General features: G+C 67.7%; 12 protein-coding genes. 7 read left to right on the top strand and 5 right to left on the bottom strand.

Annotated elements, in window-relative coordinates; all coding sequences use genetic code 11:
* Positions 1–14: 14 nt before the first annotated feature.
* The 3 genes from E4634_RS19330 (at position 15) to E4634_RS19320 (ending at position 2,690) form a co-directional block, all read left to right on the top strand.
* Complete coding sequence (locus E4634_RS19330) at positions 15–230, top strand: SlyX family protein (protein ID WP_135442103.1); 216 nt, start codon at positions 15–17, stop codon at positions 228–230.
* Positions 231–361: 131 nt separating this feature from the next.
* On the top strand, positions 362–2,179 hold the full coding sequence (locus tag E4634_RS19325; RefSeq protein WP_135446315.1) for a hypothetical protein: 1,818 nt from the start codon (positions 362–364) through the stop codon (positions 2,177–2,179).
* Positions 2,172–2,690, top strand: a complete 519-nt coding sequence (locus E4634_RS19320; RefSeq protein ID WP_135446314.1) for a hypothetical protein — start codon at positions 2,172–2,174, stop codon at positions 2,688–2,690. Before E4634_RS19325 ends, E4634_RS19320 begins: the two co-directional genes overlap by 8 nt.
* A gap of 40 nt (positions 2,691–2,730) precedes the next feature.
* Here E4634_RS19320 and E4634_RS19315 read toward each other — a convergent pair whose 3' ends face one another.
* A complete protein-coding gene (locus tag E4634_RS19315; protein ID WP_135446313.1) occupies positions 2,731–3,066 on the bottom strand; it encodes a hypothetical protein in 336 nt (111 codons plus the stop codon).
* Between the two features lie 164 nt (positions 3,067–3,230).
* Here E4634_RS19315 and E4634_RS19310 point away from each other — a divergent pair, with 164 nt between their 5' ends.
* Entirely contained in the window at positions 3,231–3,998 is a 768-nt protein-coding gene (locus E4634_RS19310) for a lysophospholipid acyltransferase family protein (protein ID WP_135446312.1), read from the top strand.
* A gap of 3 nt (positions 3,999–4,001) precedes the next feature.
* The gene (locus E4634_RS19305; protein ID WP_135446311.1) at positions 4,002–4,262 is read left to right on the top strand and encodes a hypothetical protein; all 261 of its coding nucleotides are present in this window, start codon (positions 4,002–4,004) and stop codon (positions 4,260–4,262) included.
* 16 nt (positions 4,263–4,278) lie between these two features.
* Here the strand turns inward: E4634_RS19305 and pap are convergent, their stop codons facing one another.
* Positions 4,279–5,739 (bottom strand): polyphosphate:AMP phosphotransferase, encoded by a 1,461-nt coding sequence (gene pap / locus E4634_RS19300; RefSeq protein ID WP_135446310.1) that lies wholly within the window; start codon positions 5,737–5,739, stop codon positions 4,279–4,281.
* A 159-nt stretch (positions 5,740–5,898) separates the two neighbouring features.
* Between pap and E4634_RS19295 the strand changes: the two genes are divergently transcribed.
* Positions 5,899–7,614 (top strand): autotransporter assembly complex protein TamA, encoded by a 1,716-nt coding sequence (locus tag E4634_RS19295; RefSeq protein WP_167854992.1) that lies wholly within the window; start codon positions 5,899–5,901, stop codon positions 7,612–7,614.
* On the top strand, positions 7,611–11,324 hold the full coding sequence (locus tag E4634_RS19290) for a translocation/assembly module TamB domain-containing protein (RefSeq protein ID WP_135446308.1): 3,714 nt from the start codon (positions 7,611–7,613) through the stop codon (positions 11,322–11,324). The genes E4634_RS19295 and E4634_RS19290 overlap by 4 nt, the downstream gene beginning before the upstream one ends.
* Before the next feature lie 33 nt (positions 11,325–11,357).
* Here the strand turns inward: E4634_RS19290 and E4634_RS19285 are convergent, their stop codons facing one another.
* From E4634_RS19285 to ppdK, 3 genes are all read right to left on the bottom strand, one after another.
* On the bottom strand, positions 11,358–12,008 hold the full coding sequence (locus E4634_RS19285; protein WP_135446307.1) for a YiaD family glycine zipper/OmpA-like lipoprotein: 651 nt from the start codon (positions 12,006–12,008) through the stop codon (positions 11,358–11,360).
* Between the two features lie 86 nt (positions 12,009–12,094).
* Positions 12,095–13,273: a pyridoxal-phosphate-dependent aminotransferase family protein gene (locus tag E4634_RS19280; protein ID WP_135446306.1), complete on the bottom strand. Its 1,179-nt coding sequence runs from the start codon at positions 13,271–13,273 to the stop codon at positions 12,095–12,097.
* A gap of 126 nt (positions 13,274–13,399) precedes the next feature.
* Positions 13,400–16,006 (bottom strand): pyruvate, phosphate dikinase, encoded by a 2,607-nt coding sequence (gene ppdK, locus E4634_RS19275; protein WP_135446305.1) that lies wholly within the window; start codon positions 16,004–16,006, stop codon positions 13,400–13,402.
* Positions 16,007–16,118: the final 112 nt, after the last annotated feature.

Below are 16,118 nucleotides of genomic sequence, written 5' to 3'. Positions count from 1 at the left end.
AAGGGAGGTAGGCGATGTCCGGGTCGGAGCAGATGGAGGACGTGCAGACGCAACTGGCCTTTCTCGAGGACACAGTAGCCAGTCTCAACGAGGCGCTGGCGGCCCAGCAGCGCGAAATCCTCACCCTGCGCGAGCAACTCGCGCTGCTCAAGCGGCGCCAGGACGACCTGCAGCAGCGCCAGGACACCCCCCCTCCCACCCTGGAGGACGAGCGCCCGCCGCACTACTGATCCCCTTGCTACTTTCTCAACCGGGTCATTGCCTCTGCAATAGCATTTCGATATAACTATGAAAACGGCTTGGGTAAATCTGACGACCCGCGCTGTTTGCATCTGATCTGGGGGGATCACAAACAGCGCCCATGTACCGCTATCTTGCCGACAACTCCATTGTTTACGCCTCCGAAGATATCGTCCTGTTTCGCGAGTCACCCTTTGCCAGCTGGATGGAACGGCTGACACTGGAAAACCCCGATCACGGTATTCCGCCGGACACTTCCAGCCCGCCACCCGCAGACGCCATCCAGCGCCAGGACGAACTGGCGGAGATCCTGCGCGTGGAGCACAAGGACGTGGAACTGGTGGACTGGGAGGCGAGCGAGCAGGAGCGCCGCACCGCAACCCTGGGCGCCATGCGCCGCGGCGTGGATTTCATCGTCAACGGGCACCTCGCCGTCGGGCCGCTGTCCGGGCCGGCCAATTTGCTGATGCGCACCAGCGGTTACTCCGAGTTGGGCAACTACCTTTATATGCCCTGCGATACCCAGCCCAAGACCACCCTGAACTCCGCGTTCCGGCTGTGCTTCCTCGCCGACCTGCTGCACAGCATCCAGGGGCAGCTGCCGCCGCACATGCTGCTGATCCGCGGCGGCTCGGACATCCTGCCGCTGCGCACCGAGGACCACATCTATCACTACCGCGCGGTCAAGCAGCGCTTCATGCTGGCCATGCGCGAGTTTCGCAAGCACCGCATGCCGGACCCGGCAGAGTCCGCGCACTTCGGCCGCTGGGCGGACTGTGCCAACGAGGTGCTGCGCCAGCGTGCCCTGCGCGCCGCTGGCGAGGAGGTCGAGGAGACCCTGCCGCTGGAACAGTTGTCCGACGAGGCCGTGTTCGCCGAGGCGGACCGCGAACTGGATGCACTGCAGGCAATGGCCGCGCCGCGCCACAGCGCACGGGTGTTCGCCAGCGACCCGCGCATCGGCTCCCGCGGTATCCAGGTGAGCGATACCCTCGCGGCCCAGGCCCTGCGCCTCGAACCCGGCGTTGCGGCCGCGCCGGACGATGTCTACGAGACGGAAACCGAGAGCGAAGAACTGCACCTGGAGCGGCTGGATTTCATCGGTGCTGGCATGGACCTGCCCGGCTTCGACATCGACGACGCCCTGGCCAGTGATACCGACATCGAGGAGGAGGGCATCTCGCCGTTGGACGGACGCGCCTTCGCCGCGCCTCTGTCCGAGACCATCACCGAGACCATCACCCAGACCCACGACAGCGACCCGCACGTACAGGTCGATGCCGAGGCCGACGCCGTATTCGAGGCGCCGGACCCCGTCGAGTCCCCCGGGACCGAAACACCTGCGCACGACCCTTTTGTGCAGGGGAGTCCGAGCGGCGCCTGGACGGCGCCGCTGCCCTCCCTCAATGGCTTCGCGCCCGCCGACGACGCCATTTCGGCGGCCGCGACCCGCGTACCCTCCGCTTTCGCCGCCGATGAAGTGGCGCACCTGGAAGGCCGTGTGGCCGATGTCGACGCCGAGGTCGATGACGGCGGGATAGACGACGCACCGTGCCCGGCCCCGGAACTCGCTGTTCCAGCCGCGCCGCGCCGCCCGCACCCGCTGGACAGTCGGGAACTCGAGTCGGAGGATCTCCCGGACGAGCAACCCGAGGCCGAATGGTCCGACTATTCGGCCGATGATTCGCCCGGCGTGCAATTGCGCACTGACAGCGGCGAATTCGAAGTCGACTGTATCGACGATTCCGACTACCAGCTTCCTGAGGACTGCCGCACCCCGGTGGTGAACGTCGACGAGGAAGCGCAGGTCGCCGTCGAGGTACAGGAAATCTCCCGCGCCCGTGCGCTGCGCAACGGCATCGGCCGCCTGTTCGGCAGCGGGCTGGTCACCGGCCCCGGCTCAGATACCGGCGATCACCCCGACCCGGCGCGTGACTGAACGCAGGCTGCGGGTCCTGGCCCTGGTGTTGGGCGTGGGGCTGTGCGGCCCCGCGGCAATGCCACTGCTGGCACAGGCCTCCCTGCAACCCGCACCCGGTTGTGCCGACCTCGACTGGAACCCCGCGACCCTGGAAGCCAACCCGGATATCACCCGTGCCTGTCGCGGTGTCTACCAGCGCGAGGGCAGGCTCTACGCGCGGGTCGAGGTGGAAGTGGTGAAGGTGCAGGGCAATCGCATCGTCTACAAACCGCGCTACACCGATGGTAGCTTCGGCGCGCCGCGCGGCGTCGATGCGGCGCGCGGCTTCCGGGTGACTATCGAGGGGCAGGCCTATTCCGCGTCACAACTGCAGCGCGGCCAGCGCTTGACCGTGTACCTGCCGGAGGATCGCTTCGTGCTGGAGTCCGGTCAGTTGCACACCGATCCGGCTGCGGCTCTGCCAGTGCAGGCGGCGCCGGCCGCCAGTGGCGGGGAAGGCTCCCAGGCAGCCAGCGATTCCGGCGGCTGACGCGGGGGCGTGTCTGCGGCGCCGCGGGCGGCGCAGCACCTCAATCGTCCACCCACACCTTGCGCAGCGGTTCGCCGAAATCATCGTAGATCACCTTGCGCCGCGGCTGCTGCAGTCGCGCGCGGTTGCGCTTGGGTTTGCGCTGGTATTTTTCGCGGCGGCGCGCTTCCAGGGCGGCGATCACTTCGGGGATGGGGGTGCGCTCGCTGGGCGGCTCGGTAAACAAACGGCGGTTGAGATAGACCGGCGTGTCCGCGGGATCCTTGCCGCTGACCCCGTTGGGAATGTTCTGTACCGCGCCCCCCTCTTCGAGGAACTGCTCGGTTTCGCGCTCCAGTGCGGCGCGAAGTTCGGCTTTGGTGGCGATCTTTTTCACGCGGTCCCGGCCAGTGGGTGCCCTGCACCCGGCGAGTCAAAACCTTTAGTATACCCGCGGCCCCGCTGATTGATACAGGCCGTATCGCAGGCTTTTGGAAAGCCGGTTTTCTCTTACCCTGCGCTCTGGTTTAATGGCCAGCTTGTGCAACTTCGGGGCATTGCATGCGCATTATCCGTTCGGTTCTGGTCTTTATCTGGCTCGTGTTGACCCTGATTCCCCTCGGGCTGGGACTGGTGATCGCCTCGCTGTTCGTCGACGACGAAAAACTGTGGTGGTGGTTTGCGGTGCCCTGGGTGCGCGGCGTGATCGGCGCGGCGCGTATCGTCGGTGGCGTGAAGTACCGTGTACAGGGTTTCGAGAACCTGCCGCCGAGTGCGGACATGCGCCGCCTGGTGCTGTGCGCGAAACACCAGTCGGCCTGGGAAACGCTGTTCCTGCCGGGCATGACCCCGCACCCGTGCTCCTACGTGTTCAAGCAGGAACTGCTGCGTATCCCGGTGTTCGGCTGGGCGCTGGGCCGCCTGAACATGGTGCATATCGACCGCAGCCAGCGCAAAAAAGCCTGGACCAAGGTGGCCGAGCAGGGCAAGAAGCTGATGGACCGCGGGCGCTGGATCGTGATCTTTCCCGAGGGCACGCGCACCGAGCGCGGCAAGCCCGGCGAGTACAAGACCGGCGGCTCGCGCCTGGCCATCGCCACCGATGCTGATGTCGTTCCCATCGCGATCACTTCCGGGCGCTGCTGGCCGCGGCGTTCGTTTTTCCTGGTGCCCGGCACCATCGACGTTTCCATCGGCGAGCCGATCAGCTCCGCCGGGCGTGAGCAGGGTGAACTGATGGAAGAGATCGGCAACTGGATCGAGGCGGAGATGCGCCGCCTGGACCCGGAGGCCTACAGCGCGCCGGCGACGGCGCCAGTCGGGGGGTAAATCGTGTCATTCCAGAAACTGTCAGTGCTGGCCCTGTGGCTGGTGTTCCTCGTGCTGTTCCTTGTCGCCGGCGATCCGTGGCGGGAGGTGGGCAAGTGGGGCCTGGTTCTCTCCGTGCTGGCGCACGGCCTGGAGATGTTCCTGTTTTTCGGTCGCTGTAAACGCGCCGGTGGCTCGCTGCCCTGGCACCTGTTCCAGGTCTTCCTGTTCGGCATCCTGCACGCCCGCGAATTGCCCGAGGTGCCCGCCGGCGAGGACGCCTGATTTCAGCGCCCGGCGTTCAGCCCAGCGCTTCCTCCAGCTGGCGGCACAATAGCTTGAGAATGCGCACCCTGGCATAGCGCTTGTCGTTGCCGGGAATCAGGTACCAGGGCGCGTTGGGCATATCGGTGAGGCTGACCATCTGGTTCACCGCCGCCTCGTAGGCCGGCCACTTGTCGCGGTTGCGCCAGTCCTCGCTGGTGATCTTGTACTGCTTGTGCGGTTCCAGCTCGCGTGCGCGGAAGCGGGCCAGTTGCTCCTCCGGGCTGATGTGCAGCCAGAACTTGGCGACGATGGCGCCGTGGTCGGACAGCTCGCGCTCCATCTCGTTGATCTCGGCGTAGGCGCGCTGCCATTCGGCGGGACTGGCGAAGCCTTCCACCCGCTCAACCAGCACGCGCCCGTACCAGGAGCGGTCGAACAGGGTGGCGCGGCCGTCGCGCTGCAGGCGGCGCCAGAAGCGCCAGAGATAGTGGTGGGCACTCTCCTCGTCGCTGGGCGCGGCGATCTGCACCAGCTTGTACAGGCGCGGGTCGATGGCGCCGGTGACGCGGCGAATCGCGGAGCCCTTGCCCGCCGCGTCCCAGCCCTCGAACAGGGCCACCAGCGAGCGCTTCTCGCGGTAGGCGCGCCAGGCCAGGTCCTGCAGTCGCGCCTGGTAGTGCTCCAGTTTTTCCCGGTACTCGTCGCGCTTGAGCGACTTGTGTAGCGGCACCGCCGCGAGATGGTCGTTGGGCGGCGGCAGTTCGGGTGGTGGTGTCGGCGGCGCGCTTTGCTGCAGGCGCTGGCGCAGGGCGGCGAGGATGATCTCGCCCGCGGCGATCTCCCGCGAGTAGCGCTCCTCGCCGTCGATGATGTGCCAGGGGCACTGCAAAGTCTGGGTGCGGCGCACCAGTTCTTCCGAGGCGCGCAGGGTCGGTTCGTACTTGCCGCGCAGTTCGTAGGGGCGATCGGAGATGCGCGGGTTCTGTTCCTCGCGCGGCGCCTTTTCCTCGAGTTGCCGGCGCTGGGTCTTCTCCGACACGTGCAGCCACAGCTTGATGACCACGGCGCCGTCGTCGCTCAGCTGCCGCTCGAACACGCGGATGCGCTCGGCGGCGGTCTCGAAGGAACTCTCGTTGATCTCCTCGTCCACCCGCAACTGGATAGGGCGGCGATACCAGGAGCCGAGGAAAATACCGATGCGCCCGCGGTCCGGCAGCTGCCGCCAGAAGCGCCAGAAGAAGGGGTGTTCCTCTTCCTCGTCGGACGGGTCCCAGAAGGTGTTGGTCTCGATACCGCGCGGGTCCATCCACTCGTTGAGGCGATGCACCAGTACACCCTTGCCCGCGCCGTCGAGACCGGCGACGACGATGAGCACCGGGTAGCCGGTCTCGACCATGGCGAACTGGCACTCGAGCAACTCGCGGCGCAACTTGGTGGCGCGCGCTTCGAAGCTGTCCTTGTCCAGGCTGGGCTGTGTGGTGATCTGGTCGAACATCGGCCTGTACCGCGGGTCTTACTGCCACACTTTAACGTATTTTTGCCCCCACCAAGGGACTATAATCGTGGCCTTTGTCGGTTTCGCACCTTCGGCCCCGGGAGTCAGCGCGCGGTTTTGGATAGCAGCCTTCTCAATTTGCGGTGCCTTGGCCTGGCCGTGTTCCTGCTATTGCTGCCCCTGACCGCGTTCGCGCAAGTGCTCGAAGTGCGCCTCGAAGGGCTGGACGGCGAACTGGAAAAAAACGCCCGCGCCTGGCTCGGCGATGCACCCACCACCCCGCAGTCCCGCTCCAACTACCTGCACGGCGCGCGTGAGCGCGTGGTCAGCAGCCTGCAGGCCCTTGGTTACTACCGCGCCGAGGTCGACCTGCAACTGGAGCGCGGCGAGCCCTGGGTGCTCTCGATTCACGTCGATCCCGGCGAGCCGGTGCGCCTGCGCCACGTCAACATCGGCCTGGATGGCGAGGCGAAGAACGACCCCGCCTTCTCCGACTTGCTGGCCGACAGCGGCCTCAAGCGCGACGACGTGCTCAACCACGGGACCTATGAGGACTTCCGCCGCAAGCTGCAATCCCTCGCACTGCAGCGCGGCTACTTCGACGGCCGCTTCAGCCAGGCGCGGGTCGAAGTGGAGCCGATCGGCGGCACCGCTGACGTGCACCTGCACTACAACAGCGGCCCGCGCTATCGCTTCGGGCCGCTGCAGTGGGATCGCGAAACCATCGACGGCAGCCTGGTGCGCCCGCTGCTCACCGCGCGCGAGGGCGAACCCTACGACCAGGCGAAACTGCGCGAGAGCCAGATCCAGTTGCAGCGCACCGGTTATTTTTCCACCGTCATCCTGCGCCCGGACCTGGACGACCGCGGCGACGCGGTAGTGCCGCTGGACCTGGAACTGTTCCCGGCCACCCGCCACAGCTTCGACGTGGGCGTGGGCTACAGCACCGACACCGAGGAGCGCGTCACCCTGACCTGGCGCACGCCGCGCCTGAACCGCTACGGCCACAGCCAGGAAACCCGCCTGCAGTATTCCAGCGTCAACCCCAGCGGCCGCTTCACCTACAGCATTCCCATGTCGCACCCGCTCAACGACGTGCTGCAGTTCTCGGCGTTGGTGGAGGACAACGAATTCGGCGACCTCGACAGCCGCCAGCAGGAACTGCGCGTGCGCCGCGAGTTCCGGCGCAACAGCTGGATCTACAGCTTCTCCCTGCGCGGCCTGCGCGAGAGCTGGAACGCCGCCGGCAACAGTTTCGAGGCCGAGTATCTGCTGCCCGGCTTCTCTTTGTCGCAGCGCAAGCGCGGCGGCAGCCTGGTCAACCCGTCTTCCGGTTTCAGCCAGTGGTATCGCATCGAGGGCGGCAGCGAGAGCGCCGGTTCGCACATCGACCTGCTGCGCCTGTCCGCCAACTACGGCTACATCCACAGTTTTGGCGAGCGCCACCGGGTGGTGCTGCGCTCCGACCTGGGTACGGTGCTGGTGCCGGACGGCCAGCGCGACAGCCTCGCCCCGTCGCTGAATTTCTTTGCCGGCGGCGCGCAGAGCATTCGCGGCTACGGCTACCAGTCGATCGGTCGCGAGATCGTCACCACCAACGACCAGGGCGAGGAGGTGAAACTGGTGGTCGGCGGTGAACGCCTGGTCACCGGCAGCGCCGAGTACCAGTACAGCTTTACCCCGCAGTGGCGCGGCGCCCTGTTCCTGGACGGCGGTGACGCCTTCGACAAGGACGACTTCGACATGCACTACGGGGCCGGCGTCGGCGTGCACTACGTGACCCAGGTCGGCGCCATCCGCCTGGAACTGGCCAACCCCTTCAGCGAGGACGACCCGTCCTGGCGTATCCACCTCGCCATCGGTGCCGAGTTTTGAAGCGCTCGCTACTGGTCCTGGGCCTGATCGTGCTGGTGCTGTGCGCACTGGTCGCGCTGCCGTTTACCGCCGCCGGCAGCCGCTGGCTGATCGGCTATCTCGACGGCCTCGGCCCCCTGCGCGTGAGCTATGCCAGTGGCAGCCTGCTCGGCGAGTTACAACTGGACGAGTTGGCGGTGGATGTCGGCGACGTGCAGGTCCGGCTCGAGAACATCGAATTTTCGCTGGACCGCAGCTGCCTGTGGCGCAGCGAGTTCTGCTTTCGCTACCTGCGCGTGGCCAGCCTGAGCGTCGATGTCGCCGAGGGCGAGGACGCGGCCGAAGTCGACGAACCCGGGGCTGACAGCTACATCGAAATGCCCTACGCCCTGGTCGGCCGGGACGTCGCCGTGGGCAGTCTGCGTGTCACCTGGCCCGGCGGCAGCTGGGAGCAGGGCGCACTGCGCGGCTCCGCCACCTGGCGCGGGGCGCTGTTGCAGGTGCCGGGCGCCAGCCTGGAAAGCGCGCGCCTGTGGGTCGAGGCCGGCGAGGAATCGCAGTCCGGCGTAGCTGCACAGGCCGGCTATGAGGGCTTCGATCCGCCGCGCGTGTTCCTGCCGCTCAAACTGGATGTCGACGAGGTGGCACTGGCCCGCCTCGAACTCGATCTCGCGGGCTGGCGGGAACAGGTAACCGGTATCGCCGGCGCCGCGCGCTGGCGCGGCACCAAACTCACGGTGGCGGAACTCACCGGCCAGTTCGGCGCGGACAACGCTCCGCTGCTGCGCGACCTGTACATCGATGGCTCGCTGGATTTCGACCAGCAGTGGCCACTGGCGATGACCATCGACGCGGCGCTCGCCGTGCAGGGATTGCCGCCGATGCTGGCGGAGCGTCCCCTGCGACTGGCCGTGACGGGCGACTTCCAGGACCTGCGCGGCGAGCTGCGCAGCACCGCAGGTGAACCCGGGCTGGCGGTGGACGCGCAAGTCAGCATCCTTTCGGCCGGCCTGCCGTTCAGCGCCAGCGGCAGCGCCCGCTGGCCCGAGAGCACCGCGCTCGGCGCAGTGGTAGACGGCCTGCCCGAGCGCCTGGCGCAGATGCAACTGACCGCGCCGCTCGCCGTCACTGTCACCGGCGATCTCGATGCGCAGACCTTGAGCATGGAGGCCCGCGGCCAGTTGCCGGCCTATCCCGACCTGCGCCTGCTCGCGGACGCGACCCTGCGCGCCCCGGTGCTGGAAATTCGCGAGTTGAGCCTGCGCGATGCCGCCGGCGACAGCACCGTCAGCTTCGCCGGGGGTGCCCGCATCGAGACTCCCTTCACCCTGACCGGCACGCTCTCGGTACCGTCCCTGACCCTGCCGGAACTGGCTGCACTGGGTACGGGACAGGTGGCGGGGCAGGCGAGGCTGGACCTGAGCACCGGGGAGGCGGGCTGGCAGGGCCGGCTGACGGCGGTCGACCTGCACGGCGAGATCAATGGTATGCCCGCGGTGCTGCGCGGCGAGGCGGGGCTGGCCTCCGGCCTGCAACTGCTGCCCGCCGACCTGCGCGGCGAGCTCAACGGCGCGCAGTTGCGCCTGGTGGCCGGCGATCCGGACGGCGCGCCCGACGCGCTGGACCTGGTAGTCGATGACTTCGGTCGCTGGGTCAGTGGCGGCCGCGGCCACCTCGAGGTACAGGCGCGCGGCGACTTCATGCGGGGACGGGCCAAACTTGCCGGTACCGCCAGCGAGATTCACCTCGGCGAGCTGCGCCTGCCCGCCGCCAGCCTCGACGGCGACCTCGGCGCCGCCGACGGCCGCCTGCAACTCGACTTCCAGGTGCCGGAGCTGGTCTACGCCGGGCGCCGCCTGCAGGAAGTTTCACTCGCCCTGGACGGCAGCACCGCTGATCACACGTTGCGCCTGGCCAGCACGGGCGCCGTGAGCGGCGCGCTGGAAGTCCGCGGCGCGGCGCGCGAGGGCGGCTGGGACGCGACCCTCGCACCCACCCAACTGTCCACCAACTCGGGCGCCTGGTCCCTGCCGGAGCCGGTGGCGATCGCCTGGCGCGACGAACAACTGGAGGTCGCGCCGCACTGCTGGCAGCACCCGGATTTCGAACTGTGTGCGCGGCGTATCCAGGCGGGTGTGGCGGGCGATGTGCAGCTGCAGCTGTCGGGCCAGGTGGCTGCGTTCAACGGCCTGTTGCCGCCGGACATGCGCGTGGCCGGTGAACTGGGTGCACAGTTGCAGGCCAGTTGGAGCGCCGACAGTCCGCTGCGCCTGAATGCGGAACTCGGCGCGCAGCAGACCGACATCACCCGGCTCTACGGCATGGGCGAGAGTGTCACCGTGCACTGGGACGCGGCGCGCCTGAGCGCCGTGCGCGAGAGCGGCCCGCTGGACCTGCGCGGCGCCATCGAGCGCGACGGCCGCGACGTGCTCACCCTGCGCGCGACCCTGCCTGCCGGCGCTGATGGCGATATCGACGCGGACCTGCGCCTGGACCGGCTGCAGCTGGCGACCTTCTCCCCCTGGGCCACCCTGTTCTCCGAACTCGGCGGCGAGCTGTCCGGGACGCTGGAGGTATCCGGTGCGGTGCGCGCACCGGTGCTCACCGGGCGCGCGCAGCTGGCCCGCGGCCACGCCCTGATCGAGGGTAATCCCACGGCACTCACCGACCTCGACCTCGAGCTCGCGCTGCAGGCGGACGGCGGTACCCTGCACGGTCGCGGCCTGCTCGGCGGCGGTGAACTGCGTATCGACGGGCGTATCACCCGTCAGCCGGACTACCGGCTCGACATGACGCTGGCCGGGGAGAAACAGCAGTTGCTGGTGCCGCCGTCCTCGGAACTGCGGGTGTCGGAGAAACTGCAGCTGTCGCTGACCCGCGACCTGCTCGACGTGCGCGGCGAGGTCACCGTGCTCGACGGCATCCTGCGCCACGAGGAACTGCCCGAGGGCAGCGTGGCCCTGTCGCGGGACGTGGTGCAGGTGGACCCCGCCGGCAACCCGATTCGCGAGGAGCGGCCCTTCGATATCCGCGCCGACCTGTGGATTCATATCGACAACCGCTTCGAGGTGCGCGGCAGCAACCTGCTCGCCACGCTCGGCGGCGACCTGCACCTGGTGCAGGCGGACGATGCACCGCTGCAGGTGTTCGGCGGCCTGAGCCTGCTCGGCGGCGAGCTGCGCGCCTACCGCCAGCAGCTGGAGATCAAGCGCGGCACCGTGGATTTTTCCGGTCCGCCGCAGAACCCACAGCTGGACGTGTCCGCCGAGCGCCACGTGCGCAGCGACAACGTTACCGTCGGCGCGCACCTGTACGGCACGCTGGACGAGCCGGAACTGGAAATCTACTCGGACCCGCCCATGTCCCAGGGCGAGGCGATGTCCTACCTGGTGCGCGGGCGTGGCCTGGATACCGGGGCCGGTGCCGATGGCGCCGCGCTGGCCCTGGCGGTGGGCGCGGATGTGGTCAACCAGAGCGGGGTGGTGCGGGAGCTGAACCGGCTGCCGCTACTCAACAACGTGGCTTTCGGCTCCAGCGGCGAGGAGGACGACACCGCGGCCACGCTCAGTGGCTACATTGGCGATCGCATCTACCTGTCCTACGGTATCGGCCTGTACGAGCCGATCAACGAATTCACCGCGCGCCTGTACCTGCAAAGCCGCCTGTGGCTGGAGGTGGTCAGCCGCCTGGAGAACTCGGTGGACCTGTATTACTCGTTCGAGATCGATTGAACGCGGCCGCCCGTGAGGCCGGCCGCGGGAGGATCACAGGGAATTGGGCAGGATATACAGCTCGACGCGGCGGTTGGCAGCGCGGCCCTCGGCGCTGCCGTTGTCGGCGATGGGCTGGTCGAAGCCGACACCCTGCACCAGCATGCGGTTGCGGCTCACCTGGCGGGTGGCCAGGTAGTCGGCGACGCTCTGTGCGCGGCGCTCGGACAGGGTCTGGTTGTACTGCCGGCTGCCGGTGCTGTCGGTGTGGCCGGTGACGCGCATGGTGGTATCGGCGTACTTGGCCAGCACTTCGCCCACCGAGTTGAGCACCGGGTAGAAGCTGCCGCGCAGGTTGTAGGAGTCGGTCTCGAAGGTGATATTGCCCGGCATGACCAGGCGGATGTTGTCGCCCTCGCGCACCACGCGCACACCGGTGCCCTCCAACTGGGTGCGCAGCTTGGCTTCCTGGGCATCCATGTAGGCGCCGACGCCGGCGCCGACGATGCCGCAGCCCAGGGCTGCGTTGCGCGCGTGTTTCTTCGAGTCAATCGCGCCCACCAGACCGCACACGGCGGCCGCGCCCAGGCCGTAAGTGGCCGCCTTGCTGGCCTGCTGTTCGCCGGTGTAGGGGTTGGTGGTGCAGGCCGCCAGCGTCACGGTGCTGACCGCGACGGCGAGAAAGGTGTGGCTGCGCTTGAGCATAAGGTGTCTCCTTTGGGGGCCGCCGCTTCGACCGCGGCGGCCAGGCCATGTTCTGTAAATCTGTGTAAAACGCGCGGTGCGCGGGCTCAGTCGGCGAGCAGGGCGCGCGCCGCGGGCAGCCCGGCACCGAGCTTGATCGGCGCGCCCTGGCGGCCGAGGACTGCCTCCAGTGCCGTGATGCAGGTGCCCACATTGCGCGCGTTGCTGGCATAGCCCATCAGGCCGATGCGCCAGGTCTTGCCCGCCAGGGCGCCGAGGCCGGCGCCGATTTCAAGGCTGAATTCCTCGAGCAGGGCACTGCGCACCGCGGCGTCGTCCACGCCCTCGGGAATGGTCACCGCGTTGAGTTGCGGCAGACGGTGCGGCGCTTCCACCGCCATGGAAAGTCCCATCGCCTCGAGGCCGGCGACCAGGGCGCGGTGGTTGCGCAGGTGGCGGGCGAAGGCGTTTTCCAGGCCTTCCTCCTCGAGCATCACCAGCGACTCGTGCAGGGCGTACAGGTTGTTCACCGGCGCCGTGTGGTGGTAGGCGCGCTTGGCGGCGCCGCCCCAGTAACCCATCACCAGTTGCATGTCGAGGAACCAGCTCTGCACCTTGTGCTTGCGCTGCTGGATATGGTCCACGGCGCGCGGGCTGAAGGTAACCGGGGAGATGCCGGGCACGCAGGACAGGCATTTCTGGCTGCCGGAGTAGACGGCATCGGCGCCCCAGTCATCGACCTTAACCTCGATGCCGCCCAGCGAGGTCACCGTGTCGACGATGGACAGCGCACCGTGCTCGCGGGCCAGCGCGCACAGGGCGGCGGCATCCGAGGCCACGCCGGTGGAGGTCTCGGCGTGGACGAAAGCCAGCACCGAGGCCTCCGGGTGCGCGGCGAGGGCGGCGGCCGCCTTGTCCACGCTGACCGGTTCGCCCCAGGCGTCCTCGACCATCACCGCGGTGGCGCCGCAGCGCTCCACGTTTTCCTTCATACGCCCGCCGAACACGCCGTTGCTGCACACCACCACGGTATCGCCCGGCGACACCAGGTTGACGAAGCAGGCCTCCATGCCGGCCGAGCCGGGGGCGGAGACCGGCAGGGTGAGCTCGTTGCTGGTCTGGAAGGCGTATTGCAGCAGGGCCTTGATCTCGTCCATCAGCTGGATGAACAGCGGGTCGAGGTGGCCGATGGTGGGCCGCGCCAGGGCGGCGAGCACGCGCGGGGAAATGTCCGAGGGACCGGGTCCCATCAGGATGCGCTGCGGGGGGTAGAAACTGGTGGCCATGCGGGACTCCTTTTGCCGGGGTGGGCGACGGGGCGCAACGTTAGCAAATTTTGCGCCGCGGCTTAAGCGCGCTGTGCCGGAATCCGCAATGCGCCGGCCGGGGAGCGACCGGCGCACGAGGCCGCGTCAGTCGTCCAGCGAACCTTCCACGTGGGCCTGGGCCGCTGCGATGCGCGCGATGGGCACGCGGAACGGGCTACAGGAGACGTAGTCCAGGCCGAGCTTGTGGCAGAAGCGGATGGAGCGCGGGTCGCCACCGTGCTCGCCGCAGATGCCGTACTTGATGCCTTTTTTCGCCGCGCGGCTCTCGTTGACGGCGATTTCCATCAGCCGGCCCACGGCGCGCTGGTCCAGCGAGACGAAGGGGTCGACGTCGATCAGTTTCTTGTCGAGGTAGCTGGGAATGAACTTGCCGGCATCGTCGCGGGAGAAGCCGTAAGTCATCTGCGTCAGGTCGTTGGTGCCGAAGCTCATGAATTCCACCGCCTTGGCCAGGCGGTCGGCGCCGAGGGTGGCGCGCGGGGTTTCCATCATGGTGCCCACGCGGTAGGGCACGGACACGCCGGCCTCGCGCAGCACCTGCTGCACGCCGCGGTCGATGATCTCGGTGATCATGCGGATCTCGCGCACGTTGATCACCAGCGGGATCATGATCTCCGGCTTCGGCTTGAAGCCCTGCTTCACCGCCTCCACCGCGGCGCCCATGATCGCCTTGACCTGCATCTCGGTGATCTCCGGGTGCACGATCGACAAGCGGCAGCCGCGGAAGCCGAGCATCGGGTTTACCTCGGAGAGGTTCTCGGTGATCTCGCGCACGGTCTCCACCGGTTTGCCGATGGCCTTCGCCAGTTCCTGCATGTCCTCCTCGCCGTGGGGCAGGAATTCGTGCAGCGGCGGGTCGAGCAGGCGGATGGTGACCGGCAGGCCGTCCATCACCTTGAACAGCTCGAGGATGTCCGCGCGCTGGAATTCGAGCAGCTGGTCGAGGTATTGCTGGCGCTCCTCGTTGCTCTCGGAGAGGATCATGCCGCGGATTTTCTCGATGCGCTCGGCCTCGAAGAACATGTGCTCGGTGCGGCACAGGCCGATGCCCTCGGCGCCCAGCTCGCGGGCGCGAGCGGCGTCCTCGGGGGTCTCGGCGTTGGCGCGCACCTTCAGTTTGCGGTGCTTGTCGGCCCAGGACAGCAGGGTCTGGAAATCGTCCGAGGAACTGGCGGCGATCTTCGGGATATCGCCGAGCATGACGTCGCCGGTGGTGCCGTCCAGGGTGATCACGTCGCCGCGTTTCAGGGTCACGCCGTCGTGGGTGCTGGCGACGCCCGCCGCGGTGTCCACGTGCAGTGAGCCGCAGCCGGTAATCGCGCACACGCCCATGCCGCGGGCCACCACCGCCGCGTGGGAGGTCATGCCGCCCAGTTCGGTGAGAACGCCGGCAGCGACCTTCATGCCGTGGATGTCCTCGGGGGTGGTCTCGCGGCGCACGAGGACGACGCTGCGCCCGGTGGAGGCGACCTGTTCCGCCTCATCCGCGGAGAACACCACCTCACCGGTGGCGCCGCCGGGGCTTGCCGGCAGGCCGGTGGCGATGATGTCGGTCTTGGCCTCGGGGTCCACGGTGGGGTGGAGGAAGGCCTCGACGTGTTCCGGCGAGACGCGCATCAGCGCCTCGCGCTCGTTGATCAGCCCCTCGCCGACCATGTCCACGGCGATCTTCACCGCCGCGCGGCCGGTGCGCTTGCCGCTGCGTGTCTGCAGCATGTAGAAGCGCCCTTCCTGTACCGTGAATTCCAGGTCCTGCATGTCGCGGTAGTGTTTTTCCAGCAGCGCCTGGGTCTTGTACAGCTCGGCGTACACCTCCGGCTGGCGCTCTTCCAGCGCGGCCACCGGCAGCGGCGTGCGGATGCCGGCGACCACGTCCTCGCCGGCGGCGTTGAACAGGAACTCGCCGAAGAACGCGTGTTCGCCGGTGGACGGGTTGCGGGTGAAGGCCACGCCGGAGCCGGAGTCGTCGCCGAAGTTGCCGAACACCATGGCCTGCACGCAGACCGCGGTGCCCATGCTGTCGGGAATGTTGTTCATCTCGCGGTAGATGTTCGCGCGCGGCGTGTGCCAGGACTTGAACACCGCCTCCACGGCCATCTTCAGCTGCACGAAGGGATCTTCGGGGAAGTTGGCGATGGTCTTGTAGATTTCGATGATCGCCTGCCAGTCCTCGGCGCTCATCTCCACGTCCAGGGTCTTGCCGTGGGCGGCCTTGTACTTTTCGATTTCGTGCTCGAACTTTTCGCCGGGAATGCCCAGCACCACGTCGGCGAACATGGCGATGAAGCGCCGGTAGGAGTCGTAGGCGAAACGCGGGTTGTCGGTCTTCTGTGCGAGGCCTGCGGCGATCTCGTCGTTGAGGCCGAGGTTGAGAATGGTGTCCATCATGCCCGGCATGGACACCGGGGCGCCGGAGCGCACGGAGAACAGCAGGGGGTTTTCCGGGTCGCCGAAGCGCGCGCCCATCTTCTTTTCCACCAGGTCCAGCGCCACCCGGTACTCCTGCTCCAGCAGGCCCGGGAACTTGTTGCCGGCCTGGAAGTACTCGCGGCAGGTGTCGGTGGTGATGATGAAGCCGAAGGGTACGGGCAGGCCCAGCGCGGTCATCTCGCAGAGGTTGGCGCCCTTGCCACCGAGCAGTTCGCGTTCGTCCCTGTTGCCCTCGCTGAAGAGATAGACCCGTTTTGCCATGCCGATACCTGCGTCGATTCCGTGGTGGTTGAGGGGGCTGAGTATACGCCAGAATCCCGCCGGCGGACGAACGCGCGGCCGGGTGTGAATACTGCGCCGCCAGGCACTGGCG

Origin of the sequence: Mangrovimicrobium sediminis, from assembly GCF_004745945.1 — a bacterium.
Lineage (GTDB): Bacteria > Pseudomonadota > Gammaproteobacteria > Pseudomonadales > Halieaceae > Mangrovimicrobium > Mangrovimicrobium sediminis.
This window is presented reverse-complemented; position numbering and strand designations above follow the sequence as displayed.

Excerpts from the sequence above, each read along its gene's own strand:
- E4634_RS19330 (WP_135442103.1), top strand. The coding sequence starts at position 15 with ATGTCCGGGTCGGAGCAGATGGAGGACGTGCAGACGCAACTGGCCTTT.
- E4634_RS19325 (WP_135446315.1), top strand. The coding sequence starts at position 362 with ATGTACCGCTATCTTGCCGACAACTCCATTGTTTACGCCTCCGAAGAT.
- E4634_RS19310 (WP_135446312.1), top strand. The coding sequence starts at position 3,231 with ATGCGCATTATCCGTTCGGTTCTGGTCTTTATCTGGCTCGTGTTGACC.
- pap (WP_135446310.1), bottom strand. The coding sequence starts at position 5,739 with ATGTTCGACCAGATCACCACACAGCCCAGCCTGGACAAGGACAGCTTC.
- E4634_RS19285 (WP_135446307.1), bottom strand. The coding sequence starts at position 12,008 with ATGCTCAAGCGCAGCCACACCTTTCTCGCCGTCGCGGTCAGCACCGTG.
- E4634_RS19280 (WP_135446306.1), bottom strand. The coding sequence starts at position 13,273 with ATGGCCACCAGTTTCTACCCCCCGCAGCGCATCCTGATGGGACCCGGT.
- ppdK (WP_135446305.1), bottom strand. The coding sequence starts at position 16,006 with ATGGCAAAACGGGTCTATCTCTTCAGCGAGGGCAACAGGGACGAACGC.